Annotated in this window: 19 protein-coding genes and 1 pseudogene; 18 read left to right on the top strand and 2 right to left on the bottom strand. The window is 63.1% G+C overall.

Annotation, left to right across the window (positions count from 1 at the left end):
• On the bottom strand, window positions 1-1,170 hold a 1,170-nt coding region (locus RIF85_RS09975), incomplete at its 3' end, for a glucose-6-phosphate dehydrogenase (RefSeq protein ID WP_309071760.1).
• A 113-nt stretch (window positions 1,171-1,283) separates the two neighbouring features.
• Here RIF85_RS09975 and ffh point away from each other — a divergent pair.
• The 18 genes from ffh to RIF85_RS09885 all read left to right on the top strand — a co-directional run bounded on the left by ffh (window position 1,284) and on the right by RIF85_RS09885 (window position 15,751).
• Window positions 1,284-2,867 carry a signal recognition particle protein gene (gene ffh, locus RIF85_RS09970; protein ID WP_309071759.1) on the top strand — a complete coding sequence of 528 codons (1,584 nt, stop codon included), beginning with the start codon at window positions 1,284-1,286 and terminating at the stop codon, window positions 2,865-2,867.
• A gap of 61 nt (window positions 2,868-2,928) precedes the next feature.
• Complete coding sequence (locus tag RIF85_RS09965; RefSeq protein WP_309071758.1) at window positions 2,929-3,645, top strand: alpha/beta hydrolase; 717 nt, start codon at window positions 2,929-2,931, stop codon at window positions 3,643-3,645.
• A gap of 81 nt (window positions 3,646-3,726) precedes the next feature.
• Window positions 3,727-4,611 (top strand): VOC family protein, encoded by an 885-nt coding sequence (locus tag RIF85_RS09960; protein ID WP_309071757.1) that lies wholly within the window; start codon window positions 3,727-3,729, stop codon window positions 4,609-4,611.
• Window positions 4,612-4,785: 174 nt separating this feature from the next.
• Window positions 4,786-5,190, top strand: coding sequence for a 30S ribosomal protein S16 (rpsP, locus tag RIF85_RS09955; protein WP_309071756.1), 405 nt, complete (start codon window positions 4,786-4,788; stop codon window positions 5,188-5,190).
• A 1-nt stretch (window position 5,191) separates the two neighbouring features.
• Window positions 5,192-5,434: an RNA-binding protein gene (locus tag RIF85_RS09950; protein WP_309071755.1), complete on the top strand. Its 243-nt coding sequence runs from the start codon at window positions 5,192-5,194 to the stop codon at window positions 5,432-5,434.
• A 98-nt stretch (window positions 5,435-5,532) separates the two neighbouring features.
• Window positions 5,533-6,141: a ribosome maturation factor RimM gene (gene rimM / locus RIF85_RS09945; protein ID WP_309071754.1), complete on the top strand. Its 609-nt coding sequence runs from the start codon at window positions 5,533-5,535 to the stop codon at window positions 6,139-6,141.
• Window positions 6,141-6,947: a tRNA (guanosine(37)-N1)-methyltransferase TrmD gene (trmD, locus tag RIF85_RS09940; protein ID WP_309071753.1), complete on the top strand. Its 807-nt coding sequence runs from the start codon at window positions 6,141-6,143 to the stop codon at window positions 6,945-6,947. Before rimM ends, trmD begins: the two co-directional genes overlap by 1 nt.
• A gap of 243 nt (window positions 6,948-7,190) precedes the next feature.
• Window positions 7,191-7,550 carry a 50S ribosomal protein L19 gene (rplS, locus tag RIF85_RS09935; protein ID WP_309071752.1) on the top strand — a complete coding sequence of 120 codons (360 nt, stop codon included), beginning with the start codon at window positions 7,191-7,193 and terminating at the stop codon, window positions 7,548-7,550.
• A 15-nt stretch (window positions 7,551-7,565) separates the two neighbouring features.
• Window positions 7,566-8,294, top strand: coding sequence for a signal peptidase I (gene lepB / locus RIF85_RS09930; RefSeq protein WP_309071751.1), 729 nt, complete (start codon window positions 7,566-7,568; stop codon window positions 8,292-8,294).
• Window positions 8,294-9,100 carry a signal peptidase I gene (lepB, locus tag RIF85_RS09925; protein WP_309071750.1) on the top strand — a complete coding sequence of 269 codons (807 nt, stop codon included), beginning with the start codon at window positions 8,294-8,296 and terminating at the stop codon, window positions 9,098-9,100. Before lepB (RIF85_RS09930) ends, lepB (RIF85_RS09925) begins: the two co-directional genes overlap by 1 nt.
• A complete protein-coding gene (locus RIF85_RS09920) occupies window positions 9,097-9,810 on the top strand; it encodes a ribonuclease HII (protein ID WP_309071749.1) in 714 nt (237 codons plus the stop codon). The genes lepB (RIF85_RS09925) and RIF85_RS09920 overlap by 4 nt, the downstream gene beginning before the upstream one ends.
• Window positions 9,811-9,817: 7 nt before the next feature.
• On the top strand, window positions 9,818-10,144 hold the full coding sequence (locus RIF85_RS09915; protein WP_309071748.1) for a DUF2469 domain-containing protein: 327 nt from the start codon (window positions 9,818-9,820) through the stop codon (window positions 10,142-10,144).
• 104 nt (window positions 10,145-10,248) lie between these two features.
• The gene (locus RIF85_RS09910; protein WP_309071747.1) at window positions 10,249-10,605 is read left to right on the top strand and encodes a YraN family protein; all 357 of its coding nucleotides are present in this window, start codon (window positions 10,249-10,251) and stop codon (window positions 10,603-10,605) included.
• Window positions 10,605-12,143: a YifB family Mg chelatase-like AAA ATPase gene (locus tag RIF85_RS09905; protein WP_309071746.1), complete on the top strand. Its 1,539-nt coding sequence runs from the start codon at window positions 10,605-10,607 to the stop codon at window positions 12,141-12,143. Before RIF85_RS09910 ends, RIF85_RS09905 begins: the two co-directional genes overlap by 1 nt.
• The gene (gene dprA / locus RIF85_RS09900) at window positions 12,140-13,345 is read left to right on the top strand and encodes a DNA-processing protein DprA (protein ID WP_309071745.1); all 1,206 of its coding nucleotides are present in this window, start codon (window positions 12,140-12,142) and stop codon (window positions 13,343-13,345) included. Before RIF85_RS09905 ends, dprA begins: the two co-directional genes overlap by 4 nt.
• A gap of 54 nt (window positions 13,346-13,399) precedes the next feature.
• Entirely contained in the window at window positions 13,400-13,966 is a 567-nt protein-coding gene (locus RIF85_RS09895) for a methylated-DNA--[protein]-cysteine S-methyltransferase (protein WP_309071744.1), read from the top strand.
• A gap of 157 nt (window positions 13,967-14,123) precedes the next feature.
• Window positions 14,124-15,059 (top strand): tyrosine recombinase XerC, encoded by a 936-nt coding sequence (locus RIF85_RS09890; protein ID WP_309071743.1) that lies wholly within the window; start codon window positions 14,124-14,126, stop codon window positions 15,057-15,059.
• A gap of 188 nt (window positions 15,060-15,247) precedes the next feature.
• Entirely contained in the window at window positions 15,248-15,751 is a 504-nt protein-coding gene (locus RIF85_RS09885; protein ID WP_309071742.1) for a DUF3145 domain-containing protein, read from the top strand.
• Window positions 15,752-15,825: 74 nt separating this feature from the next.
• Here the strand turns inward: RIF85_RS09885 and RIF85_RS09880 are convergent.
• A pseudogene (locus RIF85_RS09880) lies at window positions 15,826-16,290 on the bottom strand (beta-ketoacyl-ACP synthase); the annotation flags it as partial.

Raw genomic sequence — 16,290 nt, 5'->3', positions numbered from 1 at the left:
GTCCAGCGCAAGGGTGTCCGGCCCGAACCCGATCCGCAACCGGGTAGGCGAGTCGACGCCGGTGAAGCCCTCGGGGAGATGGTTCACCGGTTTGAAGGTGATCACTGCCTCCTTGCGCGTTCGGCCAAGCGACTTCCCGGACCGCAACCGGAAGGGCACGCCCGCCCACCGCTCGTTATTAATCGAGACGACAATTTCAGCCAGAGTTTCAGTTCCCCGCGAAGGATCAACCCCGTTCTCATCCACATAGTTGGGTACCGCCTTGCCGTCGATGGTCCCCGCGCTGTACCGGGCACGTCGGGTACTGGTGCTGAAGTCGGGGTGTACCGAACTGGCCCGCAGCACGGTCCCAATGTGATCGCGAAGGTCTCTCTCGTGAAGGGTCGATGGCGCGTTCATGGCGATAAGGGCCATGACCTGCAGCAGGTGGCTCTGAATCATGTCCTTCAAGGCACCGGCGCCGTCGTAATAGCGCGCACGGTTCTCGAGCGTGAGCTTCTCGTCGAAGATGATGTCCACAGAATCGACGTGCAGGCTGTTCCACACCGGTTCCAGCAGCCGGTTCGCGAAACGCAGCCCAAGAATGTTGAGGACGGTCGCCTTGCCCAGGAAATGGTCGACGCGGTGAATGTGGTCCTCCGGTACCAGCCGGCTGAGGATGGTGTTCAGCCGTGCTGCAGATTCCCGGTCCGTGCCGAATGGCTTCTCGAGGACGAGCCGCGAGCCGTCGGGCAGGTCGCCGGGCTCCAACGCCGCGCACGCCTTTTCGCTGACCGCCGGCGGCAGCGCGAAGTAGATGGCGACCGGCCCTTCGAGCCCTGCAAGCAGCTCAGCCAGCGCGCCCTGTGCCGTTACGTCCACTTGGTGATAGGTGCTGGCGGCGCAGATCCGGCGCAGGGCGCCGCCGTCGTCCTGTGCACCGGAGACGGGTGTCGCGGCAGCGAACGAGGTTGCCAGGCGAGACTGCCAATCCTCGGCTGTCCACGGATCGGAACCAGCTCCCACCAGCGTAATTTCCCCCGCTTTGCCGTGCCTGATCAACCGGGCAAGACCCGGCAGCAGCAACCTGCCGGTCAGATCGCCGGAGGCACCGAGAATCAACAGCGTACGGATTGCCTGTCCCCGGAACTGGTGCCCGGATGCCTGTTCATCAATCGCATGAGTAGTCACCCCTACACCCTGCCACTGTCAGGGGGCGGCTGTCTGCTGCCCTCCGGGGGTGAAGCCAGTTGATACCCTAGATAGTTGAATCCACTCCGCTCGAGGAAAGCAGTTCACGCACCGTGTTCAATTCACTCTCAGACCGGTTGACAGCGACCTTCAAGAACCTTCGCGGCAAGGGCCGCCTGTCGGAGGCCGACGTCGACGCAACCGTTCGCGAGATCCGTCGAGCGCTGCTCGACGCAGACGTCGCCGTGCCTGTGGTGCGTGCATTTGCGGCGCAGGTCAAGGAACGCGCCCTCGGGCTCGAGGTATCACAGGCGCTGAACCCGGGGCAGCAGGTTGTCAAGATCGTCAACGAGGAGCTTGTCGGTATCCTCGGCGGCGAGACCCGGCGGCTCCGGCTCGCCAAGAACCCGCCGACCGTCATCATGCTCGCCGGCCTGCAGGGAGCGGGCAAGACCACGCTTGCCGGCAAGCTGGCCAAGTGGCTGAAGGGCCAGGGCCACAGCCCGCTGCTGGTGGCATGTGACCTGCAGCGCCCGAACGCCGTCAAGCAGCTCGAGGTTAACGGACAGCGAGCGGGCGTTCCCGTGTTCGCTCCCCATCCTGGCGTCAGCTCCGAGTTCGAGGCTGCCACCGGTGATCCGGTAGCGGTCGCCCGGCAGGGTGTCGCTGAGGCCCGCGCCAAGCTTCACGACGTCGTCATTGTGGATACTGCAGGCCGTCTGGGTATCGACGCTGAGCTGATGCAGCAGGCGTCCGACATCCGTGACGCCGTGAACCCCGACGAAGTGCTCTTCGTCATTGACGCAATGATCGGCCAGGACGCAGTGAACACTGCGCAGGCTTTCAATGAAGGCGTCAACTTCACCGGCGTGGTGCTGACAAAGCTCGACGGCGACGCCCGCGGTGGCGCGGCGCTCTCCGTTGCGTCTGTGACGGGCAAGCCGGTCATGTTCGCCTCCACCGGTGAGGCTCTGACGGACTTCGAGGTTTTCCACCCGGATCGCATGGCATCGCGGATCCTCGACATGGGCGACATCCTCACCCTGATTGAGCAGGCCGAACAGGCGTGGGACAAGGACGAGGCAGCCCGGATGGCGAAGAAGTTCGCCGACCAGGAAGACTTCACGCTCGATGACTTCCTTGCCCAGATGCAGCAAATCCGCAACATGGGCTCGATGAAAAAGATGCTCATGATGATGCCCGGCGCTGCGAACATGCGGCAGCAGCTGGAGAACTTCGACGAGCGGGAAATCGACCGTGTGGAAGCGATTGTGCGGTCCATGACGCCCCATGAGCGCGTTGCCCCCAAGATCATCAACGGCTCCCGCCGCGCCCGTATCGCACGCGGCTCAGGTGTCCACGTCTCCGAGGTGAACGGGCTGCTCGAGCGGTTCGGGCAAGCACAGAAAATGATGCGCAAGATGGCCGCTGGTGGTGGCATCCCCGGAATGCCGGGAATGCCTGGTCCGGGCGGCTTCAACGGCGGCGCCCGGAAGGGCAAGGCCACTGCGAAGGGGAAGAAGAAGCCCCGCTCGGGCAACCCCGCCAAGGCTGCGCAGGAGGCCGCTGCCGCCGAGGCCCGCCGGAATGCCCCACGAGCATCGGTCCCAACAGGTGCCGCGTTCGGTCAGCAGAACGACTTCGACCCCTCCTCGCTCAACCTCCCGAAGGGTTTCGAAAAGTTCCTCGGAAAATAGGCTGGTCCGGCCGCCGCTACCGGGATGACTCGATGTCAGAGGCGGCGGCTAGGTTGAAGTCATGAAAAGCGATCGCGTCGTGTTTGTGCATGGCGCAGGAACCTTCGGGGCAGCGGCATGGCCGCGGCAGCATGGAATGGCTCTGGAGTTTGACTGCCTGTTTGTCCGCCGGCATGGATTTGATCCGGTCGCGGCTCCGCTGGCAACGGACTTCCTCGCGGATCAGCGCATCCTCGAGGAAGCACTGGGGCGCGGCGGCCACCTCGTCGCAGCGTCGCAAGGTGCTGTTTCCGCCATGATGCTGGCCGTTGAGCGCCCTCACCTGGTGAAATCACTTGTCCTTGCGGAGCCGGCGTGTCTATCCCTCACCGAGGAACTGCCGGCAACGAAGGCGCACCGCGCCCGGGTGGAACCGCTCTTCGCACGGGCTGCTGAGCTCTCCGATGAAGAATTCAACCGCGAGTTCGCCCGGGCCGTTTCTGCATCGGAGCCGCCGCCCCTGCATACCGCCGAGGACCGCCATCGCGCGCACCGCCTGCGGCTGCAGGCACCCACCTGGACGGCGCCGCTCACCATCGTTCCCGGTGTCCCGACCCTCGTCCTGACCGGTGGTTGGGAACCGCTCTATGAGGAAGTAGCTGACTACCTCGCCGGAACCGGGGCAGTACATCGGGTCGTCGGAGGCGGTCACCGTCCGCAGGACACGGAAGAGGGCAACGGTCTCATCCGTGAGTTCATCCGGAACCATGCCCAGCCGGGGTTTGAAAGCGGCACCTGACTCCTTGACCGGGGGAGGCTGCAGGAATAACTTTAACTTTCAAGTAGTTGGTACAGGTGACCCCGATACTTGGAGGACAACATGACTGCACAGGACCTGCTTCCCGCGGATACTGCAATGGGCACCGTGATGCTCAGGGTCGGAAACCTTGAACGCATGGCCAATTACTATCGAAGCGCGCTGGGCTTGGTCGACGTCGAGGAGTCCGACGGCGGACTCTACCTCGGACGCGGAAACGAGCGCCTGATTCACCTGGCCCCAGCAGCCGGTCTGAGGCTTCCAGAACCCACCGAAGCCGGGCTGTTCCATACCGCACTGTTGTTCGGTGACCGCGCTGATCTCGCGGCTACCGTGGCTTCCGCAGCACAGGCTGCACAATCGGCGAAAGGTCGGTACGTGGGAAGTGCGGACCACCTGGTGAGTGAAGCTTTTTATTTCTCCGACCCGGAGGGCAACGGGATCGAGCTGTACTTCGACAAGCCCCGGGACACCTGGAACTGGACCGAGAGCGATGGCCGGCGCACCGTCGTCATGGACAATGTGCCTCTGCCGCCACGGCAGTATCTCGAGAATAATCTCACCGAAGCGTCGGTTGCCGGCCAGCAGCAGGCGTCGGCCGACGTCGGCCATGTCCATCTACAGGTAGGGGATGTCCAGACTGCCGAAGAGTTCTACGTCGGCACGCTCGGATTCGAGCGGACCGCCGGGTGGCACGGGCAGGCGCTGTTCGTCTCCGCGGGCGGATATCACCACCACATGGCCATGAACGTGTGGAACAGCCGTGGAGCCGGTCCGCGAAAGGACACCCTTGGACTCGGGGAAGTGCTCATTCAGGTGCCTCTCGCCGACGAGGTCGGGGCGCTGGCCGACCGTCTCAAAAGTGCGGGCATCGCACACCACCACACCGGCCAGGAACTGCGCTTCGAGGACCCCTGGCGGAACAAGTTGCGGGTAGCACTGCGGTAAAGACGGGCCAAGTCGCTTGTTGGGTCGAACTTCTGGCACAATAGTGCGGTACCCAATCTGCGCAGCCCCTCTCTCTGCGTGCATTGTGTCCTCTGAACTCCCCAATGTATGGCCCGCCCCACGGGTGCAGAAACCGGAGTTCGCCCTTTTGATCAACAAGGAGTGACCACACAAGTGGCCGTAAAGATTCGCCTTAAGCGCTTCGGTAAGATGCGCGCACCGTACTACCGCATTGTCGTCATGGACTCACGCGCCAAGCGCGATGGCCGTGCCATCGAGGAAATCGGCAAGTACCACCCCACCGAGGAGCCCTCGTTCATCGAGGTCAAGTCCGAGCGCGCGCAGTACTGGCTCGGCGTTGGTGCACAGCCCACTGAGCAGGTTGCCGCGATCCTCAAGATCACCGGTGACTGGCAGAAGTTCAAGGGCATCGAGGGCCAGGAAGGCACCTTGAAGACCAAGGCTCCCAAGGAGGCCTTCACGGCTCCTGAAAAGGGCTCGGTCATCGTTCCTGAAGCCATCACCCCGAAGAGCAAGAAGGCTGACGAGCCCGAGGCTGAAGCTACCGAGGCTGAGTAAGTTGCTTGCTGAAGCGCTGGAGCACCTCGTCCGCGGCATCGTGGACAGTCCTGATGATGTACGGGTTTCCTCGAAATCGAACCGTCGCGGTGAGACTCTTGAGGTGCGCGTCCACCAGGAGGACCTTGGTCGTGTAATCGGCCGGCAGGGCCGCACAGCACGCGCTCTGCGCACCGTCATTTCCGCTCTGGCGGATGGCGAACCGGTGCGGGTCGATGTCGTGGATACCGACCGCCGCCGCTGATCAGCAGCACTCATGCCTGAAGTCCGGCCCCATCACGCAAGTGTTGGGGCCGGGCTTTTTTGCCCTCCACCACACGCAACCCATACACCGGAGAACCCATGGATCTGCAGGTAGCCCGCATCGGAAAGCCCCACGGTATTCGCGGGGAGGTAACCGTCCAGCTCTTCACTGATGCGCCCGAGGAGCGATTCGAGCCCGGTGCAGTTTTCCGGGTGGAGCCCGCCGCACAAGGGCCGCTCACGATCGCCAGCGCCCGCTGGAACAAGGAGATCCTGGTTCTGGGCTTCGAGGAGGTTCCCGACCGTAATGCAGCCGAACTGCTGCGTGGCGCGAAGCTCTTCATTGAGTCTGAGGAGACCGATGACGACGACGACGGTTGGTATGAGCATGAGCTGGTCGGCCTCGAGGCGCGCGTCGGAGACGAAGTCATTGGGAAAGTGAGCGCGCTGCGCACCATGACGGTTCAGGACCTGCTGATCATCGAGCGGCCCGACGGTGAGGAGATCCTGGTGCCGTTCGTCGAGGAAATTGTGCCGGATGTCGATGTCGAGGCAGGCTTCGTGGTCCTGACTCCTCCCGAGGGCTTGCTTGAGCTGAACCTGCCGGGCTCCAACCAGGCGGAGTCCGACCAGGCGGAAACTGAACGAACGGCTGCCGACGATGATATTGAGAACGTCAGCGCTGACAAGAAGGCTGACCACAGCTAGTGCGTATCGACGTCGTCAGCATTTTCCCCGAGTACCTCGCGGCCCTGGATCTCTCCCTTATCGGGAAGGCGCGGCAGGACGGGCTGCTTGAGCTCACTGTCCACAACCTCAGGGACTTCACAACCGACCGCCATCGTACCGTCGATGACACACCGTACGGCGGGGGTGCCGGCATGGTCATGAAGCCGGAGCCGTGGGCGCAGGCGCTCGAGAGCATGCAGACCGGGCGGCGGCCGGTGCTGATAGTTCCCTCACCCGCCGGAGCTGTCTTCACCCAGGCAATGGCACATGAACTTGCGCAGGAAGAGCATCTGGTGTTCGCCTGCGGGCGTTACGAAGGAATCGACGAGCGGGTCCTCGAGTGGGCAGCTGAATCTTTTGATGTCCGGCCACTCAGCCTTGGTGACTACGTGCTCAACGGTGGGGAAGTGGCTGTCCTCGCCATGGTGGAGGCCGTGGCGAGGCTATTGCCCGGCGTGGTGGGCAACCCTGAGTCGCTCGTCGAGGAGTCGCATTCCGACGGGCTGCTGGAGTACCCGGTGTACACGAAACCTTCCTCCTGGCGGAACCTGGACATCCCGGACGTGCTCTTGAGCGGCAACCACGCACGCATTGCGCGCTACCGGAGAGACGAGCAGCTGCGTCGGACCGCCACGCGAAGGCCCGATCTGCTTGAGAAGCTCGACGTGCAAACGCTGACTGCGGCCGACCACGCCGTCCTCGCCGCTCAGGGATACGCAATAGTCGACGGGAAAGTGGCTCCTGTTGCGCCGTCGTCGTCGGTTTCACCGTCCTCTGACGCATAGTCGGAGCTGCCACGGCAAATCAGTGTGCGCCGTCCATTCGGGGGAAGCGCGCCGCTGTGGCATAATTGAAGCTCGTGCCAACTGGTACGCGCCTGCCACAGGGGGAGCGTAACCGACAGGACGGCACACCGGAATGCGCCGAAGGCGCGCCGGTATCTAAACTTCAACGGCAATTGCCTGCTTGCAGGTCTTCGTCGTTGTGACCAACGTGAATGACCTGCGGCGTTCACCAGGAGTAATCAGATGCATATTCTCGACAATGTGGACGCAGCCTCCCTGCGTAGCGACGTTCCCGATTTCCGCGCGGGCGACACCCTGAAGGTCCACGTCAACATCATCGAAGGCAAGAACACCCGTGTTCAGGTCTTCCAGGGATTCGTTGTCGGCCGCCAGGGTGACGGCGTTCGCGAAACCTTCACTGTCCGCAAGGTCAGCTTCGGTGTCGGCGTTGAGCGTACCTTCCCGGTGCACTCCCCGGTGATCGATAAGATCGAGGTAGTCAGCAAGGGCGACGTGCGCCGCGCGAAGCTCTACTACATGCGTGATCTTCGCGGCAAGGCTGCAAAGATCAAGGAAAAGCGCGATCCGAAGACCGTCAAGTAATTCCTTTCCTTTCCCATGCCTGAATCTTCCGTTGTGCGGAAAGCCTCCAGGCAGCAGTCGAAGCGCTGGCCCGGTATTGCGGGCTGGCGCTTTGCCTTTTATTCTGTCGCCGTCGTGTGCGTTGTGGTTCTCGGCGTACGCGCGCTCCTGGCCGATGTCTTCTACATCCCATCCGGATCCATGGAACCGCTGCTTGCGGAAGAGGATCGCGTACTTGTCTCGCGCACGGATTATGTATTCGGTGAGATCAGGCGGGGTGACGTCGTCGTCTTTGACGGGAGGGGGTCATTCGCACCCCTCGGCGAGGGCGGTGTCCGGCAGGTCGCCTCGGACCTGGCACACTTCTTCGGCGTCGGAACCTCTGACACAACGTACGTCAAACGTGTGATCGGCGTAGGCGGGGATACCGTGGCCTGCTGCGACACCACTGGACGGGTCTCGGTCAACGGGAACGCCATCGAGGAGCCCTACGTTTTTCCCGGGGACGCTGCTAGTGAATCCAACTTCGAGGTCATGGTTCCAGAGGGTAAGTTGTGGCTCATGGGTGATCATCGATCGGAGTCCTTTGACTCCCGCAGCCTTCTGGGCGCCCCGGGCGGCGGACTTGTCTCTGAGGAGAGGGTCATCGGCCGGGCGACCTACGTAATGTGGCCCTTCGAACGCTCAACCAGCATTGCACGGCCGGCGGATGGCTCGTCGTCAGCCGAGAGTACCCCGAACGTACAACAGAGGAATTACAGATAATGGCTAAAGCCCACCCGGGGACCCCGAACGACGGCGCGGACGAGTCCGCAGACACGCCACGTTTCGATGGTCCCGGCGAGGACTCCTCCTCTGGCCGGTCAGCAGCCCGCAGTTTGGGCAGTTGGGCCAAAGAAGTGCTCATCATCGTGGCCGTCGCGTTGCTGCTGTCCTTCCTCATCAAGACCTTCCTCTTCCGAGCGTTCTTCATTCCCTCAGGGTCGATGGAAAATACCCTGGAGATCGACGACCGCATCTTCGTGAACCAACTGGTTCCTGCACCCTTCGAGCTGAAGCGCGGTGACGTCGTCGTCTTCCGCGACAGTCAGGGGTGGCTTCCTGAGCCGGCAGCAGGAGCTGTCACAAGCAACTGGTTCAAGGACACGCTCATCTTTGTCGGGCTTCTGCCCGACGAGTCCCAGCAGCACCTCGTCAAGCGGGTCATCGGCATGGAAGGTGACCGGGTGATCTGCTGTGACGCGGAGGGCCGCATAACCGTCAACGGTGAAGCCCTCGACGAGCCGTACCTGTTCCCGGGGGCGAGCCCTTCAGATACGCCCTTCGATGTCACGGTGCCCGATGGCAAGATCTGGGTGATGGGAGATCACCGGAACGCCTCCGCAGATTCCCGCGCCAACACCGACAAGCCGGGCGGCGGTTTCATCGATGTCGATGAAGTCGAAGGGAAAGCAGCCGTGATCGCCTGGCCTCTGGACCGCATGGGCTTCCTGGGCAACTACCCCGATGTTTTCGCGAACGTTCCAGATGCTCCCCAGACCAGCACCGGACGGGAACAGACGTCACCGTGAGCGGAAAGGCTCCCACACTTCGCTACGAAAGGTCCTTCCTCACCGAGGGCCATCGCTTTCTGGCCGGCTGTGACGAAGTGGGCAGGGGAGCGCTTGCCGGACCGGTCAGCGTAGGGCTGGTTGTCATTGACCTGGCCGCGGTGAAGGGACTGCGGGGCGTTCGGGACAGCAAGTTGCTCAGTGCCCCCGAGCGTGTAGCGCTGGTCCCGAAGATCCAGCGCTGGGCTGTTGCTTACGGTGTAGGCCATGCATCGGCTGCGGAAATTGACGCCATCGGTCTCATGGCGGCACTGCGAACAGCAGGCAACCGTGCGTGGTCGCAGATTCCGGTGGAACTCCGGCCCGATGCGGTCATCCTGGACGGCAACCACAACTGGTTGGCCCCGGCCTCCCAGGGATCTCTCTTCGACGCGGCCGAAACCCTTCAGGTGAGCTGTGACGCCCCCGTCCATACCCGGATCAAAGCGGACCTGCAATGTCTGAGCGTTGCAGCAGCGAGTGTTCTCGCGAAGGTAGAACGCGACCGTCTGATGGTGGAAATCGCCCAGGAGTATCCGGGTTACGGCTGGGAGATCAACAAGGGCTATGCCACTGCTGCTCACCGCGCAGCGATTGATGAGCTGGGCCCCTGCGTGGAGCATCGCCGGACGTGGCGTCTGGGCAGTACGGCAGCGGGTCCCGACATGCCCGCCGTCGAAATTGGGGGATGATGGGTTCATGAGCGCCGAAGATCTCGAGAACTACGAAACTGACATGGAGCTGCAGCTCTACCGTGAGTACCGCGACGTAGTGAGCCTGTTCAACTACGTCGTCGAGACGGAACGGCGTTTCTACCTTGCAAATCACGTGGATCTACAGGCCCGGTCAGCGGACGGCGAGATCTACTTTGACCTCACGCTCAATGATGCTTGGGTATGGGACGTCTACCGATCGGCCCGTTTCGTCAAGACGGTGCGCGTCATCACGTTCAAGGACGTGAACGTTGAGGAACTTGCCAAGACAGACGATATCCCGCTTCCCAAGGACGGTTCCCTGGGGGGCTGACTCTTCCTCCCCATCTCCACGCCTTACCTGCGGTTGCCCACATAGCAGGACAACACCGCACCTCCGGTCACCAGCCAACGCACGCTGGTACCGGAGGTGTTTTCATGAGAACCAAGGATGAGTTGGGCAGACGGGGAGAGGCGCTTGCTGCCTGCTTCCTGGAGGACGCAGGGATGCGGATAATCGACCGCAACTGGCGGTGCTCTCTGGGAGAGATTGATCTCGTAGCGGTTGAGGGTGCCACGTTGGTGGTCGTTGAGGTCAAGACGCGGTCCTCGGAAGCGTTTGGTCACCCGCTGGAAGCAATCACTCCTGGGAAACTGGAACGGCTCTACCTGCTGGCGTCGCGGTGGGCGCGGGCACATGACCTTCGGTTCTCCGGCTTCAGGGTGGATGCGGTCGCCATTGTCGACGACGGCAGCGGACGGCCCGTCATCGAGCACCTGCGGGCGGTGAGCTGATGCCCCTCGGACGCACCTACGCGGTGTCCCTGGTGGGACTGAACGGCTACATCGTTGAGGTCGAATCAGACATCGGCCAGACGCTGCCTGCCTTCGTCTTGTTGGGGCTACCGGACGCATCACTTTCGGAGGCGAAAGAGCGTATCCGGGCGGCCGCGCGCAACGCAGGTCTCCCGCTCACCCGGCGGAAGATCACGGTGAACCTCGTACCGGCTTCACTGCCGAAGCGTGGGTCGGGATTCGACCTGGCCATCGTCATGTCCGCGCTGGCAGCAGCCGGAGACGTGAGTAACTGCGGACGCACTGTCTTTCTTTCCGAACTGGGGCTGGACGGTCGCCTGCGGCCTATCCGGGGAGTGCTTCCGGCAGTCATGGCGGCAGTGGAGGCAGGCTTCACCCGCGTGGTCGTGGCCAGCGGCAACGCGGCCGAAGCCGCACTCGTGCCCAGTGCGGAGGTGAAAAGCTACGGCTCGCTTGCGGAGGTGGCCCTTGCCTTCGGAGCTGACCCCGCGTGCCTCGAGCTGCCGTCACCGCAAATCTTTGAGTCCGCAGCAAGCGTCCAGCGGAACGTGGCCCACGTGCCAAAAGACATGTCCGATGTTGCGGGACAGTCGGAAGCACGCTTCGCCGTCGAAGTAGCGGCGGCGGGTGCGCACAATCTGATGATGGTGGGCCCGCCAGGAGCGGGGAAAACGATGCTGGCCGAACGTATCCCCGGCATACTTCCGGATCTGACGGACAAGCAGGCGATGGAAGTGACAGCCATACATTCGTTGGGAAATGCCGAGTCCTGCAGGGAGCTGCAGCGCAGGCCGCCGTTTGAGAGCCCGCACCATACCGCAAGCGCGGCATCGATCATCGGGGGAGGCAGCGGCATCCCCCGTCCGGGAGCTGCCTCGCGCGCTCACCGAGGGGTCCTGTTTCTCGATGAGGCGCCGGAATATCAGCGACGTATCCTCGACGCGCTCCGGGAACCGTTGGAGAGCGGAGAACTGGTTCTACACCGTGCGGCCGGAACAGCCACCTACCCGGCACGCTTCCAGCTGGTCCTCGCCGCCAATCCTTGCCCGTGCGGGTTGGCTACCGGCAAGGGATTGGACTGCAGCTGTACTGCCCAGCAGCGTCGGCGCTATTTCGACCGGATGTCCGCGCCGCTTCTCGATCGCGTGGACTTACAACTGGCAGTGCACCGCGTCGGCCTCCAGGACTTCGCGGGCACAGCCTCCGGAGACTCCAGCGCGGCCGTTGCAGCGCGGGTCGCAGAAGCGCGTGCTGCGCAACGTGAGCGGCTGTGCACATGGGACCTGACCACCAACGCAGAGGTTCCAGCTCGACTCCTGCACAACGAGCTGAGGCTCACCCGGAAGGCGACCGAATCAGTGGACAAGAAGATGGAGCAAGCCGCCATCACCAAGCGCGGCTATGACCGCGTGCTCCGCGTCGCGTGGACGATTGCTGACCTGGCTGGAAAAACTGCTCCCACCGGCGATGATGTCACGGCCGCGCTTCTCTTCCGGACCAGAGAGGACGCAGCATGAGCGCCTCTCAGTGGAGTGAAGAGCAGATCGCCCGTGCTGCCCTTGCGCGCCTGTTCGAATCGTCTGACAATGTCGGGCTGACCCTGGTAACCGCTGCTGGGCCGGTGGAGGCGTTGCAGATTGCGACGGGTAAAAAGCCGTGCAGCCCTCGTTTACACCGCGCGTTGCTCGAACTGCTGGCCGCCGGTGGGCACAGGGTGGGCACAGATGCACTCGGACAGTCCATCGACCGGTGGCGTGCACGCGTGGACAGTCTGGCGCCCCTGCGGGATCTGGAAACAGTTCGGCGTTTTGGGGGGACGCTGCTGACGCCTGAATCGGACTGGTGGCCGCAGGGCCTTAAGGATCTGCAGCTGGATGAGCCGATGTGTTTGTGGGTGCGTGGGGAGCACCCGGTGCCTATTCCATCGCCCGATCATTCGGTGGCTGTTGTCGGCTCTCGGGATAGCACTGCCTACGGGGCCGAAGTGACGGGCGGCATGGTGACCGGTCTGGTCGCACGTGGCTATACGGTCGTATCGGGCGGCGCTTACGGGATCGATGCGCAAGCCCACCGCAGCGCGCTGGCTAGGGCAACGGAGGACCACCCACTTCCCACTCTGGGTGTCCTGGCAGGCGGAATTGATCGCTATTACCCGGCGGGGAACGAGAATCTGCTGCGCGAAGTCGCCCAGCGAGGACTGCTTGTATCGGAAGTTCCGCCCGGATCAGCGCCCACGCGTTACAGGTTCCTACGGCGTAATCGGCTGATTGCTGCACTCAGCTCAGTCACCGTCGTCGTTGAGGCACGGTGGCGTTCCGGAGCGCTCAGCACCGCGCACCACGCGGCAAACCTCGGCCGCGCTGTGGGGGCGGTACCTGGGCCGGTCTACTCCGTGAACTCAGCCGGGTGCCATCGGCTTCTCCGGGAGGGCAGCGCCATTTGTGTTACGGATGCTGCCGAGGTCGCAGAACTGGCTGGTCCCTTCATGGTGGTGAGCGGGGAAGACCGCGACGAAGCGCCCGCCCTCCACGACGGCCTGACCGTTGAAGACCTGCTGCTGCTTGACGCACTGCCGGTCCGAGCGTCCTCGACAGTCGACAAGCTCGCTGTGGTGGCAGGCCTCAGCGTGCCCGGTGTCCTTGCTGGGCTCGGTCGCCTCGAAACTGACGGTCTTGCAGAACGCACCGACGACGGTGGTTGGCGAAAGCGGCGGAAGTGAATACCTCCGGCAAGGCCCCACAGATTCGCTCGATGAAACATGAAAGGAATGAATATGAACACCTTCACGATCATGGACAGCCCGATCGGGGGACTGGTCCTCGTCGCCCGCGGTGAAAAACTGGTCGGTGTGTATCACGAATACCATTCACCTGAACCCTCGCCGGTTTTTCTTGGCGTTCCCTTCACCGAGGGTACACAGCCGGGTCCGCCCCCCGGCACGGACGTGTCGGAGTTGCCGGCGTTCGGTAAGGAAGCCGTTTCAGGGGTGTTCCGTGAGGCGAGTAGATGGCTGCATGCATACTTTAGAGGATCGATGGAGGAACCGGTGGCCTACGAACTGGTTTCCGGAACTGACTTCCAGCGCTCAGTCTGGGACGCCGTATCGAAAATCCCCTATGGTGAAACACGCACCTACAAGGACATCGCACACGTTCTGGGAAATGACTCGATGGGTCGGGCGATAGGCGCGGCGGTGCGTGCCAACCCGGTATCCATCCTCATACCGGGACACCGGGTCGTTGGCTCAGGCGGGGCAGTCACCGGCTATGCCGCAGGCGTTCCCGTCAAGCGGGCATTGCTGGAACTGGAAGCCGCTGTCCGGGCCGGGGCCGCTGCCTGATTTCACTCCGTCGGGGCACGTGCCCGGGGTCCTGTACACCACGCCCTGCATGGGATGTATCGGATCACTGGCACCGCACGGTGCGCCTCCTTGAGCGACCCTGCCTGCTGACGGAGAGTAGTCCATACAAGATCCGGACACCGTGTGGAGGCAGGCAATGAGCGAACCCGGCCGCGGCGCCCCGCGGGACCCGTTCGCCCGGGAGGTGGACGGATTCCTCCGGTACCTGTCCCGTGAACGGAACCGCTCAGCCCATACCGTCCGCGCCTATCAGGGAGACCTGGAGGACTTTGCGTCGTTTTCGGCAGCGTGCTCAGTCGACACGCTCGACGGAGTCGATCTGAGTTTACTGAGGTCATGGCTCGGGTCGCTGGATGAGAAGGGCCTCTCCCGGACAACAATCGCAAGACGAGCATCGACGGTCCGCAACTTTCTCGCCTGGGCCTCACGCGAGGGCTACATCCATGACAACCCCGCACTTCGGTTGAAGGCGCCGCGCCGCCGGAACGGGCTGCCCGATGTCCTGTCCGTTCCGCAACTCGACCCGCTGTTGACCGCCACTCAGAAGGCAGCAGTGGGAGGTGATCCTGTCGCCCTCCGCGCACGTGCAGTACTGGAGTTGCTCTACGGCTCCGGCATCCGGGTCGGCGAGATGGTCGGGCTGGACATCGACGATCTGGACCATGACCGGCGGGTTGTCCGGGTACTCGGTAAGGGCAACAAGGAGCGCACTGTGCCATACGGCGTGCCGGCCGCCCAGGCATTGAACGACTGGCTCACCCGCGGCAGGAACCGTTGGGTGGGGCCTGAGAGCGGACCGGCTCTGTTCCTCGGTCCTCGGGGCCGCAGACTAGACCAGCGTCAGGCGCGTGCAATTGTGGAGAAGCTGCTCGCGACGGTGGAGGGCACCGCTGCGAGCGGGCCACACGCACTTCGTCATACGGCTGCTACCCACCTGCTGGACGGCGGCGCTGATCTGCGGGCGGTTCAGGAGCTTCTCGGGCACCGGAGTCTGGCTACGACCCAGCTTTATACCCATGTGTCCGTGGACCGTCTGCGCCGCAGCTACGAGCAGGCCCATCCCCGTGCATGAATGGCAGGGAACCAAGCGGCACCGAATACTCCGAAGGTAATCACAGTGGCGTGATTTGCCTTCATGGGGCAGAATGAAGCGTAATTCAATACGTGTGGTCTGAGAGCAGCACCCGGGCAACAAGGGCAGTACCTCACCAAGAGTTGAAGGTCGTTGGGGAAGACGTACCTACAGCTATGGAGGATGGAATGTCTGTTGTGATGGCGCGCGGTGTTTTGTATATACACTCAGCCCCTTCTGCGTTGTGCCCTCATATCGAGTGGGCCGTCGGGTCGGTTATTGATCAGCGGGTAGACCTGCAGTGGTCTCCGCAGCCAGCCGCGCCCGGAATGTTTCGTGCGGAGCTTTCCTGGGTTGCAGGGCAGGGCTCCGGCGCTAAACTGGCGTCCGCCCTACGAGGCTGGGCTCATTTGCGCTACGAGGTTACCGAAGAGCAGAGCCAGGGTGCTGACGGCGGTCGCTGGTCCCACACGCCCGAGTTGGGGATCTTCCATGCCACAACTGACGTTCACGGTAACGTCATGATTTCGGAGGACCGTATCCGGTACGCCTACGAGGCCGGCGCCGGTGACCCGGCCGCTGTGTACCACGAACTCTCCCTCGCGCTCGGAGAATCATGGGATGAGGAACTGGAGCCCTTCCGTCACGCGGGCGAGGGCGCACCTGTACGCTGGCTGCACCAGGTCGGCTAGCAACACGACCAGAAACGCGAAGAAGGCCCGGGTTCCGATTGGAATCCGGGCCTTCTTCCGCGTCTAAGGGCAGATCAGGCGTTCCTCACCACGATGACGGCATTGTGGCCGCCGAATCCGAAGGAGTTGCTGAGCGCGACGATGTCGCCGGACGGCAGATCGCGTGCTGAGGTGACCACGTCCAGCGGAATCTGCGGGTCCTGGTTCTCGAGGTTGATGGTCACGGGGGCACGGCGCTCATGGACGGCCAAAACAGTCATCACCGCCTCAACTGCACCTGAGGCACCCAGTAGGTGGCCTGTTTGCGACTTCGTGGCAGAGACTGCGACCGAGTCGACCTGACCGCCCAGGGCGGTCTTCAGCGCGACGTACTCCGGCTGGTCTCCCACAGGCGTGGACGTCGCGTGCGCATTGACATGCACGACGTCGGACGCTTGAGCACGCGCATCGAACAATGCGGCCTTGAGGGCGCGGGTGGCACCAAGGCCCTCGGGGTCCGGCGCGGTGATGTGGTAGGCGTCGGCGGTGACGGAGGTTCC

Origin of the sequence: Arthrobacter sp. (assembly GCF_031179385.1) — a bacterium.
Classification (GTDB): Bacteria; Actinomycetota; Actinomycetes; order Actinomycetales; family Micrococcaceae; genus Arthrobacter_D.
This window is presented reverse-complemented; position numbering and strand designations above follow the sequence as displayed.